Source organism: Deinococcus malanensis (assembly GCF_014647655.1).
Taxonomy (GTDB): Bacteria; Deinococcota; Deinococci; order Deinococcales; family Deinococcaceae; genus Deinococcus; species Deinococcus malanensis.
Genome location: NZ_BMPP01000010.1, coordinates 147,609 through 170,021, shown reverse-complemented (window position 1 = coordinate 170,021; position 22,413 = coordinate 147,609). Strand labels below are relative to the sequence as shown.

Sequence of the window (22,413 nt, the reverse complement as noted above, 5' to 3'; positions counted from 1 at the left end):
CTTCACTCTCGTTGTCATGCGTCGCGCCTCAACCGAGGCTCAGAAAAGATACAGGCCTACAACCATTCTGTCAACTCCCTGCACTTGGCCCGGAATTGGGGGTTGAGAAACATGTTCAGGCAAGCACAGACGCTCATGGCAAGGCGACATCATGAAGCCGATGACGCGTCGCTTCTTGCCCTGGTCTGCCGCCTTTTTGACATCCGTGCTGGGGGGGTGCACTTCAGTGCAGGCCCTGGAAGTGAAGCAGGTCCTTGGCGCAGGCCAACTGTATACGGTCGCCACCATAGACCTCAGGAAAGACCGGCTGGAGCTTCACTGGCTCAACCCAACCACCCGCACGCCTTATCACACCTTCTCCGAAGTTCAGGCGCGTCTGGCGAAGCAGGGCCAGCGGCTGCTTTTTGCGACCAACAGCGGCATCTATGCTCCGGGCCCAAAGCCTTTGGGCCTGCATGTGGAGAAGGGCCAGACCCTGGTTGGCCTGAACAGGGCCCGCTCAGGCGGCAACTTCGCTCTCCTTCCTAATGGGGTGTTCTGGATCAAAGGGACCCGGGCAGGAGTTACCGAGTCGCAGACCTACCGCCGTGTCGACCCCCGCCCCACCTTCGCCACCCAGTCAGGACCGCTGCTGGTCAGCAAAGGACAGCTCCACCCCTCCTTCAACCGTGGAGGTACGAGCTTCAAGGTACGTAACGGGGTTGGCGTCTGCCGGGATGGGAAGGTACGCTTTGCCATCAGCGCCGGACCGGTGAACTTCTACAGCTTTGCCGTGTTTTTCCGCGACACCCTGAAATGCCCCGACGCTCTTTATCTGGATGGCAGCATCAGCGCCTACGCGACGCCAGACCGCAACACACAACTGGCAGAGTTCGCCGGAATCTGGACCGTGAGCCGCTGACCCGATTCAACCATGTAATCAGGGCGCCCTTATGCTGGGGCGCCCTGATTCACTGATTTTTCAGTTCAGTCGCTGACAGTCAGGGTGACGGTGCTGATGGGTTCAGCCTCGGTGTCGCCCGCTGGACGAACCTCATAGGTAATGGTTCCAGGTCCCGGTTTACTTTCGTAGTTCCATCCACAGCTGGCGTCCAACGATACCCGCCGGGTCCCGATCACGCGGGTTGCGCGCCTGACCGTCACGCTGTAGCCGCTGCCCTGTCCCTTGCCGCCAAAGCGGAAGGGCTCACTGACGGTCTGACCATCGGCGATGCTGAGGCTGAAGTCCTCGGTACAGTTGGCGGCGGCGGCCCCAGCAGCGGCAGCCCTGGTGGTGACCCGCAGGCTGGCAAGCTCGTCGCCCTGGGCTTCGCGGAGGCTATAGGTATGGACACCGGCCGAAGGACTGGGAACGTCAAAACTCCAGGTGCCGTCCTCCCCGACCGTGACCTGTCCCAGGCTGGTGTTGTCCTCGAACAGCTCCGCCTGACGTCCGGCCGTGCCCGCACCACGCAGGGTGAAGCCGCCTGCCGGAAGCGTGGCTCCTGTGGCTGGATCGGTGAAGGAGAGGTCACCCGCACCGGCCGGCTGCTCGGGAGCCGACGCCTCCTCGTCCGCCGGGGTTACTGGCTCCAGCTCCTGCGGCTCAGCAGATGTGATGGGCGCGGCCGTCCCCGCAGTGGTGTTGTCTGGGGACGCCGTTTCCGCGTCACCGTTCTGACCCTGGCCGGCAGAATCCGACTGAACCGAGCCATCTCCCGTATCCTCAGCTCCGCCCACCGTGTCTGTCTCGTCGGTCTCCGTGCCTGTATCAGTGCTGGACCTTGTGCTGATGGATGCGGCGTCAACCACATTGATCCGCACATCGCTGGAGCTGCCTCCACCCTGAACAGAGTAGGTGTGCTCTCCAGGAGCCGGCGTCAGGGTGTCCGTATTCCAGCGGCCTTCTGCGTCGGCTGTAACCTGAGCAACCTCCTCTCCTCCCTCACGGATGGTCACGGTCGTGCCGGCCGGCGCGGTCCCTCGCATGACGAAGGGGGCAGCCGGCAACGTCGAGCCAGCCACCGGGCTCTCAACCACGACACCTGTAGATGCACCGGTGGTCGCCGTATTTCCAGTGGTGCTGCGGACCGCAGTGTTCTGGCGGGGCTGCAGGAGCCAGCAACCACCCAGCAGCAGCAACAGCAGCAGAGGAATCAGCCACCAGGGAAACCCACGTCGGCGTGGGGAGTCAGTCGTGGTCGCATTGGTCGTGGAGATGGACGTTACCTGGGGCGCAGAAGCCGGCGACACTGGAACAGAGTGGATGGGCGCCGCAGTGACGACCGGAGCAGCGGAAACCGTGACGGTAGAGGCAGGACCCAACAACGAAGACAGCCCTGTCAGACCGGCGGGGAGCAGACCGGCCAGACTACTGCCGCTGAGTCCTCCCAGCAGGGCACTAAGCCCCCCAGCGTTCAGACCGGCCGCCTGCGCCCGGCTGCCCAGCACCGACAACGCGAACGGCGTCACCAGCGACAGCAACCGCCCCGCATTGGTGCCACTTCCGCCCAGCGCCGTGCCCAGACGGCCAGTCACTTCATTGACATTGCCAAACAGACCTGCCAGTTGCCCGCGCCCCTGTCCTTCCAGGCGGCCCATTTCAGCTGGATCGTCCAGCAGGGACAGGTTGAGGTTCCCGCCCGAATCCGTCAGATGCTGGTAGCTGCGGGCCTGGGCCATCAGGTCGGCGGCCCCAGCTTCGGTCCGGCCCTTGTTGACCAGAGCATTCAGCACCACCGGCAGGGTGGCCAGTGTGGCCCGCTGTGCGCCGTTTCCAAACCCTGCCGCGGTCCCGATCCGCTCGGCATACTGGCCACTGAACTGGGCTTTCATCTGGTCCAGGAGGTCACTGGTGCCCAGGGCAGTGGCGGCTGAAGCGCCTGTACCTGAAACTCTGGCACCCGAGGCATCAGCAGTCCGGTCACTGGCTGCCTGTAGCTCTGTCCTGGCCTGGGCCGCGGGTCCTGGGTCAACCCCAGCTGCCCCGGGCACACCGCCGTGCAAATCACGCAGCACGCCCATGTTTGTGCTGCTCAGGCCCCGCTGGGCCAGAAAACTCACCAGCAGGGGCAGGGTCATCTGAAGCAGGCGCCGAACTCGGTCAGGTGCTGCTCCAGGGCCCGCTGAGGCGGCAGCTGCCGCGACGATCTTCTCGTCCTGTCCACCCAGAAGCACCGGGCTCAGAAACTCTCCAGCCTGTTGCAGATTGGCCGCCCCATCTGCCTCAGCAAGTGCCTCCTGCACACTGCCGAAGCGCGGCAGATTGTCGATGGCCTCTGCGATATGCGCCTGGCCCGGTGGGGTTGCCGCGTGATCTGCCAGGGCATCCAGGGTCAGGGGCAGTCCCACGCCCAGGGCCCGCTGCGCGGCAAGCAGCTCAAGACCAGCGGCGCGGCCCAGCTGTTCTGTGGCCGCGTCCCCGAAATACGTCTGCATCAGGTCTGTCAAGTTCATGAACCCTCCTGAACCACCCGGACCGGTCATCGGGGCTGTCTGACTCCGGTGCTGTGTGGCCCGGTCTCAGCGTCAACCAGTCCCTGCATCCTCTGATGCGCGGGCTGCAGGTCGGTTGCGTGGACCATCCAGGGACAACCTATCCTGCCTGCTGCACGCTTCTCATCAGGTGAGGTAAGGCTCTTCTTTAGAGAATTTCGGCCTGTGAAATAGCTGCCGACAAACAAAACGGACGCCCGGCCTGGGCGTCCGTGACCACTCTCGAAGCCCTCAGGCCTGAGCGGCACCTTCTTCGTCCAGAGGCTCGAACTGCGGATCAAACGCGTCGCGGGCGCGCTCCACCAGGGTCAGGATGTCGTAGGTGGCGACCAGGGCATCATGCTGGTTGGTGATCTGGGCGTGCCACTCCACCACTCCCGTCGGGCGGGTCTCGCCGGGGCGCAGGTCCTTGCGGATCTTGCGCTTGCAGGTCAGGCGCGTGCGGATGGTGTCGCCAATGCCGACCGGTTCCACGAAACGCAGTCCTTCCAGCCCGTAATTCGCCAGCACCGGGCCCGGCGCGGCACTCACGAACTGTCCGGCTGCCGCACTGAGCAGGAAGTACCCGTGCGCCACACGTCGGCCGAAAATCCCTTCCTTCGCGCCGATCTCGTCTACGTGGGCGTAAAAGTGGTCCCCGGAAACATTGGCGAAGTTCACGATGTCGGCTTCCGTGACCGTCCGACGGTGCGTGAGCAGGCTGTCACCCACCTGAATTTCATCGAAAGACTTGCGGAAGGGGTGCACCCCATCCTCGCGCACCTCGCCGCCCGGCACATACTCGCGGGTGATGGCAGCCAGGGTGGTCGGGTCGGCCTGAATGGCCACCTTGTTCATGTGGTGCTTGATGCCTGCCACCCCCGCCAGTTCCTCGCCGCTGCCCGCCCGGCCCGGCCCGCCGTGCTTGAGCTGCGGCAGGGGGCTGCCGTGCCCGGTGCTCTCCTTGGCGTTGTCGCGGTTCAGGATCAGCAGGCGGCCGTGCGCGCTGGCCATGCCCATCACGAGTTCGGTGGCTTCAGTGCGGTCGTGCGTCACGATGCTGGCGACCAGCGATCCCCGGCCCATACGGGTCAGGAGCGCGGCTTCCTCCAACGTGTCGTACGGCATCAGCGTGGCGACCGGCCCGAAGGCTTCCAGCTCGTGCGGCGCGGTGGCCGTCAGCGGCGACTCGCACAGCAGCAGGGTCGGGTCCAGGAACGCTCCTTTCTCACGGTCCCCGCCCAGCAGGTCCCGCTCGCCGCCGATCACGACACGGGCCTCTTTCTGCAGGGCCTGCAGGGTCTCGCGCACACGCTCGCGCTGGTCCGTGCTGACCAGGGCGCCCATGCGCACGTCGTCACGGGACGGGTCACCCAGCGTGACCTTGGACAGCTCCTGCTGCAGGGCCGCGATGACCGGCTCCACCATGTGACGCGGCACCAGCGGCCGGCGAATGGCCGTGCACTTCTGCCCCGCCTTGCCGGTCATCTCGCGGGCGACTTCCTTGACGAACAGCGTAAACTCCGGGTCCTCGGGGCGAACGCTCAGGCCCAGCACGCTGGCATTCAGACTGTCTGCCTCGGTATTGAACGGCACGTTGCGCGCCACGATATTCGGATGCACCCGCAGCTTCTGGGCGGTCGCCGCCGACCCGGTGAACGCCACGATGTCCTGCTCCTCGACGTGGTCCAGCAGGTCGCCAGGGTCTCCGGTCACCAGTTGCAGGCTGCCTTCGGGCAGCAGACCCGAGGCGATGATGTCGCGCACCACGCGCTCGGTCAGGTAGGCGGTCTGGGGCGCAGGCTTGACCAGGCTGGGCATGCCGCCCAGGAAGGCCGGCGCAAGCTTTTCCAGCATGCCCCACACCGGGAAGTTATACGCGTTGATCTGCACCGACACGCCCTCGCGCGGCACCAGAATGTGCCGCGCGACAAACGTACCGCCCTTGCCGAGCTGTTCGACCTTGCCCTCCGGCAGGAAGCGCTCGTCGGGCAGTTCACGCCGGGCCATGCTGGCGTAGCTGAACAGCGTCCCGATCCCGCCCTCGATATCCACCCAGCCGTCACGGCGGGTCGCGCCGGTTAGCAGGTTCAGGGTGTAGTAATCCTCCTTGCGCTCCATGAGGTAGGTGGCCAGCGCCCGCAAGGCCCGCGCCCGCGTGTGCATGGTCTGCTTGCGGATGGCCGGTCCGCCCACCTCGCGCGCGTAACGCAGCGCCTGGGCGAAATCCACACCCTCGCTGGAAATCACGGCCACCGGACGGCCGTACACCGGGTCGACCAGCGTCTGGCCGTCGGCATTGGTGTGCCAGGTGCCGTACACGTAGGAAGCAGGGCGGAGAAGGTCAGTGGAAAGGATCGTCATGGAAGCTCCTTGAAAAAAGGGCCCTGTATCAGAGGCCCATCACGCAAAAAACGCACCTGCACTGCTCAGACGCTCTTGAAGCCCTCGAACGGCTCCTTGCAGGCGTCACACACGTACAGGCGTTTACACAGGGTCGGCCCGAAGCTTCCCGTCATGCGGACATTCAAAGAGCCGCAGCGGGGACAGCGGGTGGGTTCGGGGTCCAGGGTGATCAGGACGCCCTCCCCTGCCGGCGCGGGAGGCGCGATGCCGTACTCGCGCAGGCGTTCACGGGCATCCTCTTTGATCCAGTCGGTGGTCCAGGGAGGCGTGAGGGTGCTGCGGACCTCCACGTCCTGCACGCCCAGGGCGCGCACCGCGTCCCCGATGCTCTCACGGATGACGTGCAGTGCCGGGCAGCCGCTGAAGGTGGGTGTGAAGGTCACCGTAACGCGGTCGTGCTCGACGGTTACGTCACGCACCATGCCCATGTCGGTGACGGAGACCACCGGAATTTCCGGATCCGGCACAGCCGCAAGCGCGGCCCAGACCTGTCCGGGCGTGACATGCGGAGCGGTCATAGGGTTACCAGACCTCGGCGTTCGGGTGGGCGCGGGCTACCACCTGCATCTCAGCAAGCAGGGGGACCAGATGTTCGGTATGGACCTCACGGCCAGCCTGGGCGGTGTCCGTGACAGCAGGCAGTTCCAGACCGCACTTCTCCTTCAGGTGGGAAAGCACGACGCCTTCCCAGCGGGCGCGGACGCCGCCCAGTTCCGGCACGATGCCGGCTGTGGCGAGTTCGGCCTCGTCGGGGAGGGGTTCGAACAGCTGACCAACATGCGGCCACAACTTGTTCAGGGCGTTCTGGGTGCGCCGCCGGCTCTCGTCGGTGCCCAGAGCCAGACGCTCGACCCACAGTGCACTGTGCTGCAGGTGAAATTTCTCCTCGCGGACTGCCTTGGCCGCGACCTCTGCGAGAGGAGCGTAGGCACTGGAGCGGGCTTCATCGAGCCACAGCGCCTCGTAGGCGTCAAACAGAAACTGACGCAGCATGGTCAGGGCCCAGTCGCCCCTGGGAAACTCGACCAGGCGGACACAGCGGTAGTCCGGTGCGTCCCGGAAGTACGCCAGCTGATCGGCGTCACTGCCGTCGAGTTCACGGCGCAGGTCCAAAAACAGGGTCGCGTGCCCCAGCTCATCCTGCGCGATGTTGGCCAGCGCGATGTCCTCTTCGAGGATCGGCGCGTGGCCGGTCCATTCACTGTCGCGGTGCGCCAGGATGATCTCGTCGTCGGCGAGCGCGGTGAGCTTATGGATCAGCGCTTCACGCAGTTCCGGAGTCAGGTTTAGGGTGTCGGGCTGGGTCGCGGTCATGGCTTCACTTCCCCTGGGGCGCGTCCTGGCACCAGGCCCTCACGCTTGAGTTCGCCCACATGCCGGCCGATCACGCCGTAATACTGCTGCTGCTTGTACGTCTTTTCCCTGGCGGGCGCAAACCAGCTCTCGATGGTTCCCGGATCGTCGTCGGTCCGGACCGCTGCCGTTTCTGGAAAGACCAGCCACGCCAGGGCGTCGGGGTACATCAACCTGGCCTGCCTCAGGGCGTCGCCGGGTCCCGATGCGTCCACCGTGCCGGCCAGATCCACGAAGGTCATGGAGCGCTTGTTGGTGCGCTTGATGCCCACGTGATAGGTGCTGACCTCCCCGGGCGTGGCCAGCAGATCAGGCTGGGTGTCCAGTTCCTCAGGGGTCGCAGTCAGCAGGTCAGTCTCGCGCACAGTCCAGAGGCTGATGGCGGCCGGGCGGCGCACAAACACGTTGCGGGCAGTCAGCAGGGCATGCTCCGGGTCGCCGGCATGCACGCTTCCCACAGCCTGATAGGGCCGGCCCGGCGCATCCTGCTTGAAGACCTCCCAGCGCTGCCACTGGGTGTCGGTTGAAGCTGCCGTCATCAGTCGGCGGCCTGCCCCAGCCCACGCGCAGCGTAAGCCTGCATCGCCTCACGCACCCAGGCGCCGTCCTCGTGGGCATGCTGGCGGGCACCAAGCCGCTCCTTGTTCAGACCCTGCTGACCCTTGATCACGGCCCAGAACTCGTCCCAGTTGATCGGGCCGTGCTTCCAGTTGCCCTGCTCGTCCTGATGCAGGTCTGGGTCAGGGATGGTCAGGCCAGCTTCGAGCAGTTCAGGCACGTGCTCGTTGATGAACTCCTGGCGGACCTCGTCGTTGCTCTTGAGCTTGATGCCCCAGCCGGAGAGCGCCCCGCTGTTGGGACTGTCGGCGTCGTGCGGCCCGAGCATCATCATGGAGGGCCACCACCAGCGGTTCAGGGCGTCCTGAGCCATCTGCCTCTGCTCGGGCGTGCCCTGGGCGTAGGCCACGATCATTTCCTTGCCCTGCTTGTGGTGAAAGGTTTCCTCGGAGCAGATACGCACCATCGCGCGGCTGTAGGGGCCGTAGGAGCAACCTGCCAGCATGGTCTGGTTCTTGATGGCCGCGCCGTCGACCAGCCAGCCGATCATGCCGACGTCCGCCCAGGTGTAGGTCGGGTAGTTGAAGATGCTGCTGTACTTGGCCTTGCCGCTGAGCAGGGCGTCCAGCATCTCCTCACGGGTGGCGCCCAGGGTCTCGGCGGCGTGATACAGGTACTGGCCGTGCCCGGCTTCGTCCTGCACCTTGGCGATCAGGATGGTCTTTCGCTTCAGGGTGGGCGCGCGGGTGATCCATTCACCTTCGGGGAGCATGCCGACCACTTCCGAGTGGGCGTGCTGCGAGATCATGCGGATCAGCTGGCGGCGGTATTCGGCCGGCATCCAGTCGCCGGGTTCGATCTTCTCGCCGCGGGCGATGCGGGCGTTGAAGGCGGCGTGCTGCTCGGCCGTTTCGTTGGGGGGCAGGGTCTGCGACATGTGGACTCCTCCAGGGTAGACACGGGTTGCCTAACGGGCGTTAGGTTCAGTGTACCCCGAAGCCACAAAGGAGCACGGGGTTACGGTTACAAAGGCAGCCGGACCTCCGGGCGGCGCAGCTCACCCTTGCAGGCGTGCGCGTGTCCCAGCGGCCCGTGACCAGAACCTAGTCCCGGCGCGGCGCGTATGGCCGCCTGTACGTAGGCGTGTGCCTCGCTGACCGCGACGAGCAGTGGAAGGCCGCGTGCCAGATTGGCCGTGATGGCGGCCGAGAGCGTGCAGCCGGTTCCGTGGGTATGCGGGGTGTGCTGCCGAGGTGCTTCTAGCCGCAACTGGGCCTGAGGCGTGCGAAGTTCGTCAATCACGGTCTCGCCTTCACTATGCCCCCCTTTGAGCAGCAGCGGAAGGTGCGTGGGCAGTTCCGGGCCGAACAGCACCGTGGCTTCCGGTAGGTTTGGCGTGACCAGCGTCGCCAGCGGCAGGAGTTCCTCGACCAGGACCTGCACTGCCTGGACATCCAGCAGGGTGTCCCCACTCTTGGCCAGCAGCACCGGGTCCACCACCAGGGGAAGCTGGCGACCCCGTAACGCGCCAGCCACGGCCCGCACCACTTCGGCATTGCCCAGTGCCCCGGTTTTGACTGCTGCTACTGGAAAATCGGCCAGGACCGATTCAATCTGCGCGGTGACCAGTTCGGGGCTCAGGGCCTGCACCGCCTGCACCCCCAGGGTGTTCTGCGCCGTGATGAGGGTCAGGGCGCTGGTGCCGTACACGCCGTGTGCCTCGAAGGTCTTGAGGTCAGCCTGAATGCCCGCGCCTCCCCCGGAATCAGAACCGGCGATGGTCAGCGCGACCGGCAGGGGAGTCATGCAGCCTCCCGGAGGGTCTGCCGGACCAGCGCCAGCACCCGGCGGGCCGTCAGCGGGGCGAGCAGCGCGCCGTGGCGACCGTGCCCGGTGGCGACCACGACGTGAGGAAGCGCAGGGTGCGGAGCGATCAGGGGCAGTCCGTCCGGCGTGATGGGTCGCAGGCCCATCAGCTCAGCCTGCACCGGCCGGTCCGCGTGAGCAGGCACCGTCGTCCGCGCCATATGACCCAGCCAGCGCAGGGCCCAACGGTCCGGCTGCATGGCAGACCCGCGGGCGGTCGCCCCCACGTACAGCCCGTCCGGGCGGCCCAGGGCGTAGCCATGCAGTCCGCGGCCCCGGCGCCGGGTGCCGTACTGGGCGGGATGGTCGCTCGCCCCCTGAAGCAGCAGGGCCTGACCCTGCTCAGCCCGGACCGGCAGGCCGAAGGCACCACTCCAGGCACCGGTAGCGAGCACGACCAGGGAAGCGCGGCGTTCACCGGCTTCAGTCTGGAGGCGCACTCCACGCGTATCCGGGCGCAGGGCCAGGACGCGGGCGCGCGTGACCTTCACCCCCGCCAGCGCGGCGCGCACCACGCTGGGCGGATGGAGGGAGCCCTCTTCCGGAACAGACTGGTGCGCAGGCTCAGACTCCTGCCCACCCTGGCCCCGGCCGATATGCAGCACTCCGGGTCGAAAATGGACGCTCTGGCCGCCGTACGCTTCAAGACTCCGGGCAAAATCCGGCCACAGGGACAGACTTTCCAGGGCGTCCGCGTGCAGCGGCGTGCCATGCAGGCGTTCCCCGTGCGGCGTGAGCAGACCCGCTGCCGCGCGCCAGGCTGCGCCGGGCAGGTCGGCATCCAGCACTTCGACCTCCAGACCGGCGTCCCGCAGGGTGAAGGCGACGGCCGAGCCGATCAGCCCACCTCCCACCACGATGACGCTCATGCGCGGGCGTCCACCGGGGGCACAAGGTCGGGCACTTCCGGGTCGGGCAGACGGGGCACCCCAGCCGCAGGGCTGCTCGGGCTGGCGTGGTCGCGCTCGGCCATGCGCCCGGCCAGATACCCCAGCCTGCCCGCCTGCACCCCCAGCGCAAAAGCGCGGGCCATGGCTACCGGATCACGCGCCTCGGCAATGGCGGTGTTGACCAGCACGGCGTCCGCTCCGGCTTCCATGGCCTGGGCGGCGTCACTGGGCACCCCGAGACCGGCGTCGACGACGATGGGCACCCGGGCGCCGTCCAGCACCGTGCGCAGCAGCTCGCCGGTGCGCAGGCCCCGACCAGTGCCGATCGGACTGGCCAACGGCATGACCGTGGCACACCCGGCATCTTCCAGGGCGCGTGCCAGCACCGCGTCGGGCTGTACGTAGGGCAGCACCGTGAAGCCGTCGTCCACCAGTGTGTGCGCGGCGCTCAGCGTGCCGACCGGGTCGGGCAACAGCCAGCGGGGATCGGGAATGACTTCCAGCTTGACCCAGCTGACTCCCGTGGCCGCGCGGGCCAGCCGGGCAACCCGCACGGCCTCCTCGGCGGTGCGGCAGCCGGCGGTGTTGGGCAGCAGCTGATAGCGGTCCAGGTCCAGGGCGTCGAGCAGCCCCACGTGGCCGGGCGCACGCAGTTCCACGCGGCGGATGGCGACCGTCACGATCCCGGTACCGCTGGCCTCCAGCGCCTCACGCATGACGCGCAGGTCGGTGAACTTGCCGGTGCCCAGCATCAGGCGTGACCGGAACGACTTGCCGGCGATGGTCAGAAGGTCGTGTTGAATGGACATGTCAGCCTCCTCCGATGATGCGGACGATCTCGATGATGTCCCGGGGCTCCAGCAGGCGGTCCGGCACACGGGCGCCGGGATAGAAGTCGTCGTTGACGGCCACCGCGACCCGCTCGGGTCGCACGTCCAGTTCGCGCAGCAGGGTGTGCAGGGTCAGGCCGGGACGGTGCGGATGAGCCTCGCCATTTACCTGCATACGGCCTCCTCCACAACTGGAGCGGACAGGGCCCTGCACAGTGCAGCAGCCGCCTCAGCGGGGTCCGGGGCGTCCAGCACGGCGCGGACGACAGCAATCCGGGAGGCACCAGCCGCGATCACGGCCGCGACGTTCTGCAGATCCAGCCCGCCGATGGCGTACCAGGGAATGCCCGTGCGGGCTTCCGGATAAGCGCGTGCCACCTGCCTCACATACTCCAGTCCAGCCGCCGCGCGGCCCGGTTTGGTCGGGGTGGCATGCACCGGACCCACGGCGAAGTAAGCCGGACGCTGGGTGGCAGCGGCAGCCGCCTGCGCGGGGGCGTGCGTGCTGAGGCCTACCCGCAGGCCCGGCGCCAGTGCCCGGGCCCAGGTGAGGGGCAGATCTCCCTGGCCCAGATGCACGCCGTCGGCGCCACTGGCCGCCGCAATGTCCACCCGGTCGTTGATGAACAGGGGCACGCCCCGCGCGTGCGCCAGATCACGCAGCCGTCCGGCCAGCCGGATCACCGCACGCGCTTCACCATATGCTGGCGAGTCCGCCTTGCAGCGCAGCTGCAGGGTGTCCACACCGCCGTCCAGGGCGGCCTCCACGCGCACCACGAACTCGTCTTCCGGCTGATCCGGGCGGGGCGTGGCGACCAGATACAGCCGCCCCAGCGGGCGGGTCATGCGCCAACCTCCTCGGGCTCGCTGGCAGGACGGTCCAGGTAGATCTGCGATCCACCTTCGCGGAACTCGCGGGCCTTTTCTTCCAGCCCGGCCAGGATGTCCCCGGCGCGCAGGTCATGGCTGAGTTTCATGGAGCAGAAGTGCGGGCCGCACATGGAACAGAAGTGCGCGGTCTTGGCCGCGTCGGCCGGGAGGCTCTCGTCGTGCAGCTCACGGGCCTTTTCCGGGTCGAGTGCCAGATTGAACTGATCCTCCCAGCGGAACTCGAAGCGGGCCTGTGAGAGCGCGTTGTCGCGGGCCTGTGCTCCGGGATGGCCCTTGGCGAGATCGGCGGCGTGCGCGGCGATCCGGTAGGCAATGACGCCGTCGCGCACGTCCTGACGGTCGGGCAGGCCCAGGTGTTCCTTGGGCGTCACGTAGCACAGCATGGCCGTGCCGTACCACGCGATCTGCGCCGCACCGATGGCACTGGTGATGTGGTCGTAGCCGGGCGCGATGTCGGTGGTCAGCGGCCCCAGCGTGTAGAAGGGCGCCTCCTGGCAGACTTCCAGCTGCCGGGTCATGTTCTCGCGGATCAGCTGCATGGGCACGTGGCCGGGCCCCTCGATCATGGTCTGCACGCCCTGATCCCACGCGATCCGGGTGAGTTCACCCAACGTTTCCAGTTCCGCGAACTGCGCGGCGTCGTTGGCGTCCTCGATGCTTCCCGGGCGTAGCCCGTCCCCCAGGCTGAAGGTAACGTCGTAGGCGGCCATGATCTCGCAGATGTCGGCAAAGTGCGTGTACAGGAAATTCTCGCGGTGGTGCGCCAGGCACCACTTGGCCAGGATGCTGCCACCGCGCGACACGATGCCGGTGCGCCGCCGCGCCGAGAGCGGAATGTGCGCCAGTCGCACGCCCGCGTGCACCGTGAAGTAGTCCACGCCCTGCTCGGCCTGCTCGATCAGCGTGTCGCGGTACACCTCCCAGGTCAGGTCCTCGGCCACGCCGCTCACCTTTTCCAGTGCCTGATAGATCGGAACGGTGCCAATGGGCACAGGGCTGCCCCGCACGATCCACTCACGCGTCTGGTGGATGTATTTGCCGGTGGAGAGGTCCATGACCGTATCGGCTCCCCAGCGGGTGGCCCAGACCATCTTCTCGACCTCCTCCTCGATGCTGCTGGTCACGATGCTGGTACCGAGGTTGGCGTTGATCTTGACCCGGAAATTCCGGCCGATGATGGTGGGTTCCAGTTCCGGGTGATTGATGTTGGCGGGAATGACTGCGCGTCCGCGCGCCACTTCCGAACGCACGAATTCCGGCGTGATGACGCGGGGAATGGCCGCGCCGAAGCTCTGGCCGGGGTGCTGGTGGGTCAGCGTGAACTCGTCGGCCTGACGCAGGTTCTCGCGCAGGGCCACGAACTCCATTTCCGGGGTGATTTCCCCGCGCAACGCCGCCTGCATCTGGGTGATGGCCTGCCCGGTGCGGGCGCGGCGCGGCAGGGGCAGTGCCGGAAAGGGCATGGGTCCAGCGCCGTCCAGGCGGGCCGAAAAGCGCTCGGTCTGTGTTTCCAGACACGGGTCGGTCGCCAGCCAGGGCCGGGCGTGTGGCAGGCCCCGGCGCGGGTCGATGCTCACGGCCGGATCGGTATAGGGGCCACTGGTATCGGGTACCAGGACGGTGGGGTTGGAGGTGCGGCGCGTCAGGCTGCCCACCATTTCCAGCGTGGCGGACTGGTGAATGGCGCGCACCGGTACGCGAACCTGCGGGTGCAGGGCGCCGCTCAGGTACTGCTTTTCACTGTTAGGGAAGGGCGTGGTGGTCAGGGCGGGGGGATCAACAGGTGCGGTCATGGGATCTCCACATGGGGCCGGGCAATGGCCCAGGGCAAATGAATCAGGACACAGGCGGCGCACCGGGGCGGCCCGTCGGGGAATGGCACTCGAATGTCAGGTCAACACGTTATGGAAGATCCGCGCCTGGTCGCTTGAAAGCGCACGCCCGCCCTTCTCTGCTGGTCCAAAAAATCACCCTCCCCCAAAGCAACTTCGGAGGAGGGCGGTATCTGTCGTTTCCGCACCTGTCACTCTCCCTCCGCTGGTATGAACCAGATCAGGTTCCTAGGGTTAGGCCGTAAAAAAAGGCCCTCTCAGCCCCGCTTTCGGCTATTGCGGCCTGAGCGTGGGCACCCCTGGTGACGCTTCCGAGTGTGCCACCACGGCCGGGCCGGGTCAAGCGAAAGGTTCGGACGGGCCGTCACCGTGCCCTCTACACTCGGAACGTGAGGCACAACATCGCAGGATCGTCGCCCTGGGAGGCAGTGATGGGATACTCGCGCGCCGTGCGGGTAGGCAACGTGGTGCAGGTCTCCGGCACGACCGCCACCGTGAACGGGGATGTGGTGGGGGTCGGAGACGCCTACACCCAGACTGTCGCAGTTCTGGACATCATTTGCGGGGCGCTGAGGGCAGCTGGCGCTGAACCCGAGGACGTGGTGCGTACCCGGATCTATGTCACCGACATCGCCCACTGGGAAGAGATCGGGCGAGCACATGGAGAGGTGTTCGGCCAGATCAGGCCGGCTGCGACCATGGTGCAGGTGGCCGCTCTGATCGACCCGCGTCACCTCGTGGAGATCGAAGCCGAAGCGATCGTTCCATGAGTCTGGACAGGCAAATCGAACTTGACCGTAAGCTGCGTGCCGCCATACAGGAGGACCTCCGTGTGACATACGCGCTGGCGTATGGAAGCTTCACTCAGGGCACGGCCGACCGGTTCTCTGATCTGGAGTACTGGCTGTTCGTACGGCCGGAAACTCTGGCGGCTTTCGACGTGAGCGGCTGGCTGGAGGCCATTACACCCGTCCATCACCTGCTGGTCAACGAGTTCGGCACGCCCACGGCGATATTGCCAGGACTGTTAAGGGTGGAAGTGCATGTGGCGTCGCATGACGAACTGGCCGGTGTCGCGGCGTGGCCCGGCGAACATGTGCGTCCGCAACGGATGCTGGTCAAGGACCAGGACGGTGCGTTGGCGGCCATTCTGCAGACCCTGAGCGGCAAACAGCTGAATCCGACGGCCGAGGCGCAGCAGATTCTCGACCGCACCCTGAACTGGCTGGCGTTCGGTCTGAACGTGCTGGCTCGCGGTGAACAGGTGCGCGCCCTGGAACTGCTGTGGTGGGTGCGGGGCGGCGTGCTGCGTCTGGCATGCCTGGAGGCCGGACAGACGGAGTACTGGCTCAGTCCTGCCCGCCTGGCAGAGCAGCGCCTGCCGCCGGAACTGCTGGCCCGGTATGCCCACCTGACCGGGGAGCTGGACAAGCTGGAGCAGGCCTACGCTGAAGCAGTCAGGTGGACCATAGAACTGGCCGGTCAACTGGGACTGGAGCTGAACAGTGAACTGACCGCCGGGCTTCGGGGCCGCATCCGCACTGTCCCACGCTGAGGCGGTGACGCCCGCAATGAACAGGGCACCGCACCCCCTGCGGAGTCCGGTGCCCCTGAAATCCCCTGCTCAGGCGATCAGGCGGGGGCGGCCAAGCGCGGCATGCTGCATGAGCAGGAGGTAGCCAGCACTCTCCAGCGAAAGACGGCCTGCGGCGTACAGGGCACGCAGGGTGGGTAGGTGATACAGCTCGCCGTCCTCGTCACGGACCAGATCAGCGGGGTCAAAAGAAGTGGCTTTCAAAGAGTTGCCTGATCCGTCCATACGCTCTCCCCGTACCCGTCAGACCAACATGAAGGGTTTCTTTAAGTGATCTAAATTATTCACACATCTCCTGTCGGAATTCTGACGTGACTGGCAGAAATCTAGACGTGCCCAGGGGTAAGCCGCACAGGGCAGCGGGCCATACTGACTCATGTCCTCTTCCCTGCTGCCGGCCGGCGCACCACGACTTGGCCTGGGGCTTGCCGCCCTGGGCCGCCCGGGTTACATCAACCTCGGCCATGGTCAGGATCTGGGTGCAGCCAGGGACATAGATTCCATGCGCCGGCACACTTTCGACATGCTTGACGCGGCCCGGGCTGCGGGCCTGTGTTATTTCGACGCCGCGCGCAGTTATGGTCTGGCCGAGGCCTTCCTGGGCGGGTGGCTGCGCGAACGCGACCAGTCGCCGGTGGTGGGCAGCAAATGGGGGTACACCTACGTGGCCGGCTGGCGCACCGACGCCGACACCCACGAGGTCAAGGATCACGGTCTGAGCACCCTGCAGCGGCAGTGGCCCGAAACTCTCGGCGCTCTGGGCCGTCAGCCCGACGTGTACCTGATTCACTCGGCCACGCTGGACACCGGGGTCCTGGAGGACAGCGCTGTCCTGGCCCGGCTGGCAGAACTGGCAACGGCCGGCGTGCGCGTCGGCCTCAGCACCACTGGTCCTCAGCAGGCCGACACCCTGCGCCGCGCAATGACCCTGCAGGTCGACGGCATGAATCCTCTGAGCGTGGTGCAGGCCACCTGGAATCTGCTCGAACCCTCGGCTGGCCCGGCCCTGGCTGAGGCTCACGCGGCCGGCTGGAGCGTGGTGGTCAAGGAGGCAGTCGCCAATGGGCGCCTGACCGCCCGAGGCCTGACCGGGCAGGGTGACGTGCCACCTGCGCTGGCCACAGTCGCTGCGGACCTGGGGATCACCCCGGACGCGGTGGCCCTGGACGCTGCATTGAATCAACCCTGGGCCGACGTGGTCCTCAGCGGCGCGAGCACCCGGCAGCAACTCAACGACAACCTGCGGGCCCTGCACATCCAGCCTGGCGGCACCAGGTCGGCTGAACTCCCGGCCCTGGCGCACGAGCCGGCCACCTACTGGCAGGCGCGTTCAGGACTGCCCTGGACCTGAACTGCTGGACCGCGGCACCTGACCATGACTCCGGGCGTCCAGCATGAAAGTGGGCATTTTTGGCAGCGCCGTTCAGGACTGGGGCCTAGACTCGGGGAGACCACCTCTTCAGAAGCTTTCTGTCCCCGTGCCGGGGTCTCCTGCCCTGCCGGCATCTGCCTTGAAGGAGTCTTTCATGCCTGATTTCTCGCGCCCTGCCTGGTTTCTGCCCTCGACCTGTCTGGCCCTGACCCTGCTGCTGGGTGCCTGCGCCCAGGACGACCTGCAGGCCACTACAGCCCGGCTCGGCTCCCAGGAAGTCTCCGGGGACGCCGCAGCCTGGACTGCCCCGGAAGAACGTCCCAGCCTGGAAGAGGGGGAGGCTCCGCTGCCGGACATCGGCATCGACCCCGGTGTGTTCCAGAACCAGCCTGGCACCGACAACACCGACGCGGCTGCCCTGGGCCTCCCCCTCCCCGGTCATGAACAGGCGGGCGCAGCGCTGACAGCACAGGCCACGTATCTGACCTGTCGCAACGAGCCCAGCGGCCCCTACCTGCGCATTCAGACGGACCAGGTGCGCACCGGAGCAGTCAATTTCGTCGAGGGCACGGCTCATCTGCCGGCGGTCCGGGCCATCCCCACCGCCTTTCCCTACATCTACCTGGGCGGACAGCCCCGCGAAGGTGTGGCCGCCGACGCGGGGGTCTACGTCCACTATGACGGCAGCTGGATTCCATTCGTGGCCGTGGCGGGGGGCGGCGGGACCCGCAACCTTCCACGTGAGACCGATACCCAGGGCCGGGTCTTTGTCTACCGGCTCGATGGTGGTCAGGATGTGGCCCTGCGCATGTCCGTGCAGCGCGACAATCAGCTGACGCTCGACATCACCGGCAGCTGGGTGAAGTTCCAGCTGATCAGCGGCGTGCTGACGCGCATTGGGGAGGTTGGTGCATCGACCCGCACGATCGTGCATCCTCTGGCGCGCGGCTGGAAAGCCAGTGGCGAGGATCAGGTGTATAAGGTGATGACCACGATTGCCTTCCCGGGCAGGGGCAACTTTCAGTACCTCAGCGGCAACTACAGCTTCACGGGATCGAGCTGGCGTGATCTGGCCACGGGCCATACTGCTTTTCAGGGCACCAGAGAGACCCTGCCACTGACCAGAGGGCGGCTGTACAGCGCCTGCGCCGCGCCGCACGATGTGGTGACACCGCACCCCACCAGCGCCCTGCCGCAGGCCCAGGCCGAGATCAGACTGCGCCGGAGCGCTGGGCTGAGCCTGCTGCCCGGATATGACCTGAGCTATCAGGCCAAGGTCATGCAGACCGTGCGCGACACCCTGACATTGGGAAATGTGGGCCAGGCCGGGTCGTTCGTGCACTACGCACTGACACCTCTGGGGCGTGAGCAGTCCACCCGACCGGAAGCGGGTCGGCTGAGTTCCGGTGAGCAGGCTCAGATTGACTTCGCTGCCATCTGCGAAAAACAGCCCGGCCAGACTGTGCAGGGCTTTGACATCCTGTCCAGCCGTGGTGAAACCTACACCGCCACGTCTGGACCCAGTGCCCTTCCGGGGGCCCAGTACGGGGACCTGCTGTTCCGCAAGACCAGGGTGACCGTGAACCTGGAGTGCACCGAGAAGTAAGCGCCCTGCGGAAGGCACCGGTAGCTTTTCTGTCCGGAGCGCAGCCTGACCCACCCGGCAAACAGACCGGACGATTCAAGCTGTCCGGTCTGTTTGCCGTAGCAGTCACCTCGGCCCTGCTGCCTGAAGCTCAGGAGTTACGGGGCAGGCTTCTCACTCCGCCGTTCGTCCTGATCCAGACCACCATCGGCGAGCGCCTGCAGGCTCGGGCGTAGCGCCGGCAGTTCGGTCCTGGCGGTGTGCCATACCAGTGCCGGGTCGATGCCGAAATAGTCGTGCGCCACCACGTTGCGGATATCACGCAGGTATGCCCAGGGCACCTGTGGGGTGCGGTCCTGGACGCTTTGTGGAATAAACTTGGTGGTCTCCCCCAGCCGGGCCAGATTGCGCAGTACTGCGTCACGGGTGCGTTCGTCGGCCAGGAAGGTAGTCGGCGAGAGGGCCGAGGTATAGGCGCTGATGCGGTCGATAGCGTCCAGCAGATCAAAAACCCTCCAGCGCCAGCGCTTCTCGCGGTGCGAACGGGGCAGTGGAACCGGCACCCGGGTCACGTCCACCGCGTCGGCCAGAATCTCGCCGCGCAGCGGGGCTTTCAGCGCGCCCTCGGTCATCACGTCCACCCGCCGGCGCAGCAGGTCCTCCATCACTTCCTTGACGCGCATCAGGTCAAGCAGCCCAACCCTGGCGTCGGGCCCGAAGTCCACCAGCAGGTCAATATCGGCGGAACTGTCGGCTTCCCCGCGGGCCACTGACCCGAAGATCCGCACCCGGGTTACACCCAGCGCCTGCCAGCGCGGCGCGCCTTCACGCAGAAGAGCAGCGACGGTTGACAGGCGCAGGTCAGGAAACAGCGGTGAGGTTGGGCCGGGCGCGGAGCTCATGGGGGCGAGGATAATGTGCGGCGCCTGCCCCCGACCCACAGCGAAACTTCAACTCCAGTTCCAGACGGTCGGTTCGTACTCGTAGCCTACGGGTAGCCGGCGCAGGTGCCCCACGGCCGGGAAGGGGAAGTGATACGCACTGACCCACATCTTCTCGCGGACCACCATGTCGAACAGGCGCGCGCGGGTTTCGGCGGCCTGCGCGCCATTGACATCGAAGCCGACATACGCGCCCGGGTGGCGCAGCGACAGCAGGAAATGCCCGGCGGCGTCCCCGAAGATCAGGGCGCTCTGGTTGCCACTGGTCGCCCGCACGCTGAGGTGGCCGGCGGTATGCCCGGGCGAGGCGATGGCCGTTACTCCAGGGACGATCTCCGTCTCGGGCGCGATCAGGGTAAAGCGGTCCTTCAGGCCGATCAGGTTGGCCTGCACTGACGCATTGGGATTGGCCTGGGTGGTCCAGAACTGGAATTCGGCGCTGCCCATGACATGCCGGGCATGGGGATAGATCTGGCGTCCTTCCCGCGTCAGGCCCCCGATATGGTCGCCGTGGCCGTGGGTGATAAACACCGTGTCAATGGAATTTGGCTGAATACCGGCCCGGCGCAGGTTGTTCAACAGCTGCCCGGTATCGCCACCGCGACCGGTGTCGATCAGCACGCGGTTGCGTCCGGTATCGATCACGACGGGGTTGAAGTGGTTGACCGTGTCGTTTGCAGGAACGCTGTATTCGGCCAGGGTCGTGGCAAACTCTGCCTGACGGTCGGGGTTGGCCCCCCAGGTCGGCAGGACGGAGGCCAGAGGGGCGGTCCCGTCGCTGACCACCGTGAGGGTCATGTTCCCGATCTTCTGACGGTAAAAGCCATTGCCGTTCATTGGGCCGCTGGACGAGGCAGGGGTGGCCGGAGCTGCCTGCTGGGCACCGACCAGGGGCGCGGCGGCACTGAGCAGACCGGCAGCCCCCAGCAGACGCAGGGTGTCGCGGCGGTTGACCGGCGCTTCGCTGGTCGAGTCGGTCTCGGAAAGGCGGGCAGAACCGTCAGTGTCAGTCATAGAAACTCCTCCTGTTGGAACCGTGAGCAGCAAGACCATTTAACATTGAGGGAAACAGCGCCTTTACGGTTGTAACTTCCCCCACCCTATGAAGAAGAGCACAAGCCACTATGCTGCGGGGCAATGATTGTCGCGGTGGGCCATGACCTGATCGAGATCGAGCGCATCCGGCGCATGCTGCAGCGCGAAGGCCGGCGCGCCGAGAAGCTGTTTGCGCCGTGTGAACTGGAATATGTCGCGCGCCTCAGTGACCCTGCTCCCAGTCTGGCCGCGCGCTTTGCAGCCAAGGAAGCTTTCCAGAAGGTCTGGCCCCGTCCGCACGGCTGGCGTGACGTGTGGGTGCAGCGCGAGCGCACGCCGGAGGGCCCTTTTCCCTTCACGCCGCCAGTCCTGGGCTTTACCGGAGCCATTGCCGAGGAGATGCGGGCGCGGGGCTGGGTGGCCCACCTGACCCTGACCCACACCAAAGAGCACGCCTCGGCCGTGGTCGTGCTCGAAGCGCCTTAGGCTGGGCTGCCAGTTGCTGGCACGTCATTCCGGCGAGCTGCCGCACCATCGGGACCCTAGACTCGCAGCCATGCCCATCCGACTGATCGCCACTGACCTGGACGGCACCCTGTTGCGCGGCGACCTGAGTGTCAGCCCCCGCACGCGCCGGGCTCTGGACCACGCGCGGTCCGCCGGGCTGCATGTGGTGCCGGTCACCGCCAGACAGCCCCGGGGGGTCCGACGGATCGCTGAGGCCGCCGGCTTTGAGGGCTGGGCGCTGTGTGGCAATGGTGCCCACGGCGTTCATCTGCACACAGGCGAAGTGCTGTTCGAGGCACATGTGCAGCAGGATGTCCAGAAGGCTGTGGCGCAGGCCCTGGTGACCCGCGTGCCCGGGGTCCTGTTCGTCAGCGTCCGCCAGGGGGGTGAGGTCTTCGTGGCCCAGGAGGGATACGCGGACCTCGCGCATTTCGAAGACCACAAACGTGAACCGGCCGAGATGGGGGCCTTTGCGCTGGCCGACGTGCTGGAGCAGCCGAGCCTGAAATTCATCGTGCGTCATCCGGCCCTGAGTCCCCGAGAACTGCTTGCACACGTGCAGGCGCTGGGACTGCCGGGATTCGCCGTTACCCACAGTGGAGCCCCATTTCTGGAGGTGCTGGCCGAAGGCGTCAGTAAGGCCTGGGGCCTGGAACGGCTGTGCGCCCATCTGGGGGTGCGCCGCGACGAGGTGCTGGCCTTTGGCGACGCCCCCAACGACGCCGAGATGCTGGCCTGGGCCGGACGTGGCGTGGCCATGGCCAACGCAGAACCTGAAGCCGCAGCCGCGGCCGACGAACACACCCTTTCAAACGAGGAAGACGGGGTGGCTGCCGTGATCGAGGCGCTGCTGGACCCGAGCCCTTATGGCGCGGTGGCGCGGGCGAGTTCCTGACCCTCGTCCCCGGTGATGGTAAAGGTATAGGTCTGCGCTTCCAGGGCCACCCAGTTGACCCGCTGCTCCATGCAGGCGTCCGGAAGCACCAGTTCAGGGGCAGCCGGGTAACGCCGGTCGATGCTGCCTTCCCGGTAGGTCTCCAGGGTGCGGGTCAGGTCGTTGGCACAGTTCTGGGCAGCGGCGCGCAGGGTCACCGTACGGGCATCCTGGGCCGAGGCTGGGGGGGCCTGCTCACGGTCCCGCAGGATACGGACCTGGGCTTCGAGCGCCGCCACACGGCGGGTCAGGGCCTCGTTCTGTGCCCGGGCTTCCTGGTCCTGGCAGCCGCTCAGAACCGGGGTCAGAACCAGCGCAAGAAGAACGACGGACCGCGTCACGCGAGGCAGGCTAACGCAAAGCCCG

Annotated in this window: 23 protein-coding genes and 1 riboswitch; of the genes, 7 read left to right on the top strand and 16 right to left on the bottom strand. The window is 66.5% G+C overall.

Annotation, left to right across the window (positions count from 1 at the left end; genetic code table 11):
* Positions 1-151: 151 nt before the first annotated feature.
* Positions 152-901, top strand: a complete 750-nt coding sequence (locus tag IEY49_RS13045; protein WP_189009409.1) for a phosphodiester glycosidase family protein — start codon at positions 152-154, stop codon at positions 899-901.
* A gap of 65 nt (positions 902-966) precedes the next feature.
* On the opposite strand, the gene IEY49_RS13040 is transcribed toward IEY49_RS13045, so the two are convergent.
* The 12 genes from IEY49_RS13040 to thiC form a co-directional block, all read right to left on the bottom strand.
* A complete protein-coding gene (locus tag IEY49_RS13040; protein WP_189009407.1) occupies positions 967-3,435 on the bottom strand; it encodes a DUF937 domain-containing protein in 2,469 nt (822 codons plus the stop codon).
* Positions 3,436-3,705: 270 nt separating this feature from the next.
* Positions 3,706-5,817 (bottom strand): phenylacetic acid degradation bifunctional protein PaaZ, encoded by a 2,112-nt coding sequence (paaZ, locus tag IEY49_RS13035; protein ID WP_189009404.1) that lies wholly within the window; start codon positions 5,815-5,817, stop codon positions 3,706-3,708.
* 65 nt (positions 5,818-5,882) lie between these two features.
* The gene (paaD, locus tag IEY49_RS13030) at positions 5,883-6,377 is read right to left on the bottom strand and encodes a 1,2-phenylacetyl-CoA epoxidase subunit PaaD (RefSeq protein ID WP_189009401.1); all 495 of its coding nucleotides are present in this window, start codon (positions 6,375-6,377) and stop codon (positions 5,883-5,885) included.
* Between the two features lie 4 nt (positions 6,378-6,381).
* On the bottom strand, positions 6,382-7,173 hold the full coding sequence (gene paaC / locus IEY49_RS13025; RefSeq protein WP_189009398.1) for a 1,2-phenylacetyl-CoA epoxidase subunit PaaC: 792 nt from the start codon (positions 7,171-7,173) through the stop codon (positions 6,382-6,384).
* A complete protein-coding gene (locus IEY49_RS13020) occupies positions 7,170-7,751 on the bottom strand; it encodes a phenylacetic acid degradation protein (RefSeq protein ID WP_189009395.1) in 582 nt (193 codons plus the stop codon). Before IEY49_RS13020 ends, paaC begins: the two co-directional genes overlap by 4 nt.
* Positions 7,751-8,707, bottom strand: a complete 957-nt coding sequence (paaA, locus tag IEY49_RS13015; protein ID WP_189009392.1) for a 1,2-phenylacetyl-CoA epoxidase subunit PaaA — start codon at positions 8,705-8,707, stop codon at positions 7,751-7,753. The genes IEY49_RS13020 and paaA overlap by 1 nt, the downstream gene beginning before the upstream one ends.
* An 86-nt stretch (positions 8,708-8,793) precedes the next feature.
* Positions 8,794-9,576: a bifunctional hydroxymethylpyrimidine kinase/phosphomethylpyrimidine kinase gene (gene thiD / locus IEY49_RS13010; RefSeq protein WP_189009389.1), complete on the bottom strand. Its 783-nt coding sequence runs from the start codon at positions 9,574-9,576 to the stop codon at positions 8,794-8,796.
* Entirely contained in the window at positions 9,573-10,505 is a 933-nt protein-coding gene (locus IEY49_RS13005; protein ID WP_189009386.1) for an NAD(P)/FAD-dependent oxidoreductase, read from the bottom strand. Before IEY49_RS13005 ends, thiD begins: the two co-directional genes overlap by 4 nt.
* Positions 10,502-11,335 carry a thiazole synthase gene (locus IEY49_RS13000; RefSeq protein WP_189009383.1) on the bottom strand — a complete coding sequence of 278 codons (834 nt, stop codon included), beginning with the start codon at positions 11,333-11,335 and terminating at the stop codon, positions 10,502-10,504. The genes IEY49_RS13005 and IEY49_RS13000 overlap by 4 nt, the downstream gene beginning before the upstream one ends.
* Position 11,336: 1 nt before the next feature.
* The gene (gene thiS, locus IEY49_RS12995; RefSeq protein ID WP_189009380.1) at positions 11,337-11,531 is read right to left on the bottom strand and encodes a sulfur carrier protein ThiS; all 195 of its coding nucleotides are present in this window, start codon (positions 11,529-11,531) and stop codon (positions 11,337-11,339) included.
* Entirely contained in the window at positions 11,522-12,202 is a 681-nt protein-coding gene (gene thiE / locus IEY49_RS12990) for a thiamine phosphate synthase (protein WP_189009376.1), read from the bottom strand. Before thiE ends, thiS begins: the two co-directional genes overlap by 10 nt.
* Complete coding sequence (gene thiC / locus IEY49_RS12985) at positions 12,199-14,040, bottom strand: phosphomethylpyrimidine synthase ThiC (protein ID WP_189009373.1); 1,842 nt, start codon at positions 14,038-14,040, stop codon at positions 12,199-12,201. The genes thiE and thiC overlap by 4 nt, the downstream gene beginning before the upstream one ends.
* Positions 14,041-14,258: 218 nt before the next feature.
* Positions 14,259-14,390: riboswitch (TPP riboswitch) on the bottom strand.
* Between the two features lie 78 nt (positions 14,391-14,468).
* Here thiC and IEY49_RS12980 point away from each other — a divergent pair.
* Positions 14,469-14,849, top strand: coding sequence for a RidA family protein (locus IEY49_RS12980; RefSeq protein WP_229780785.1), 381 nt, complete (start codon positions 14,469-14,471; stop codon positions 14,847-14,849).
* A gap of 62 nt (positions 14,850-14,911) precedes the next feature.
* Positions 14,912-15,634 (top strand): hypothetical protein, encoded by a 723-nt coding sequence (locus tag IEY49_RS12975; protein ID WP_189009370.1) that lies wholly within the window; start codon positions 14,912-14,914, stop codon positions 15,632-15,634.
* A gap of 69 nt (positions 15,635-15,703) precedes the next feature.
* Here IEY49_RS12975 and IEY49_RS12970 read toward each other — a convergent pair whose 3' ends face one another.
* Entirely contained in the window at positions 15,704-15,877 is a 174-nt protein-coding gene (locus IEY49_RS12970; RefSeq protein ID WP_229780784.1) for a DUF3846 domain-containing protein, read from the bottom strand.
* Between the two features lie 172 nt (positions 15,878-16,049).
* Between IEY49_RS12970 and IEY49_RS12965 the strand changes: the two genes are divergently transcribed.
* Positions 16,050-17,024, top strand: a complete 975-nt coding sequence (locus IEY49_RS12965) for an aldo/keto reductase (protein WP_189009364.1) — start codon at positions 16,050-16,052, stop codon at positions 17,022-17,024.
* 175 nt (positions 17,025-17,199) lie between these two features.
* Positions 17,200-18,651 carry a hypothetical protein gene (locus tag IEY49_RS12960; RefSeq protein WP_189009361.1) on the top strand — a complete coding sequence of 484 codons (1,452 nt, stop codon included), beginning with the start codon at positions 17,200-17,202 and terminating at the stop codon, positions 18,649-18,651.
* Positions 18,652-18,788: 137 nt separating this feature from the next.
* Here IEY49_RS12960 and IEY49_RS12955 read toward each other — a convergent pair whose 3' ends face one another.
* Together IEY49_RS12955 and IEY49_RS12950 are read right to left on the bottom strand one after the other, a co-directional pair.
* The gene (locus IEY49_RS12955; RefSeq protein WP_189009358.1) at positions 18,789-19,532 is read right to left on the bottom strand and encodes a HepT-like ribonuclease domain-containing protein; all 744 of its coding nucleotides are present in this window, start codon (positions 19,530-19,532) and stop codon (positions 18,789-18,791) included.
* A 48-nt stretch (positions 19,533-19,580) separates the two neighbouring features.
* Complete coding sequence (locus tag IEY49_RS12950) at positions 19,581-20,585, bottom strand: MBL fold metallo-hydrolase (protein ID WP_189009355.1); 1,005 nt, start codon at positions 20,583-20,585, stop codon at positions 19,581-19,583.
* A 123-nt stretch (positions 20,586-20,708) separates the two neighbouring features.
* Here IEY49_RS12950 and IEY49_RS12945 point away from each other — a divergent pair, with 123 nt between their 5' ends.
* On the top strand, positions 20,709-21,092 hold the full coding sequence (locus tag IEY49_RS12945) for a 4'-phosphopantetheinyl transferase superfamily protein (protein WP_189009352.1): 384 nt from the start codon (positions 20,709-20,711) through the stop codon (positions 21,090-21,092).
* A gap of 70 nt (positions 21,093-21,162) precedes the next feature.
* Entirely contained in the window at positions 21,163-22,008 is an 846-nt protein-coding gene (locus IEY49_RS12940) for a Cof-type HAD-IIB family hydrolase (RefSeq protein ID WP_189009349.1), read from the top strand.
* Here the strand turns inward: IEY49_RS12940 and IEY49_RS12935 are convergent.
* The gene (locus IEY49_RS12935) at positions 21,978-22,388 is read right to left on the bottom strand and encodes a hypothetical protein (RefSeq protein ID WP_229780783.1); all 411 of its coding nucleotides are present in this window, start codon (positions 22,386-22,388) and stop codon (positions 21,978-21,980) included. The genes IEY49_RS12940 and IEY49_RS12935 overlap by 31 nt on opposite strands.
* Between the last annotated feature and the right edge of the window lie 25 nt (positions 22,389-22,413).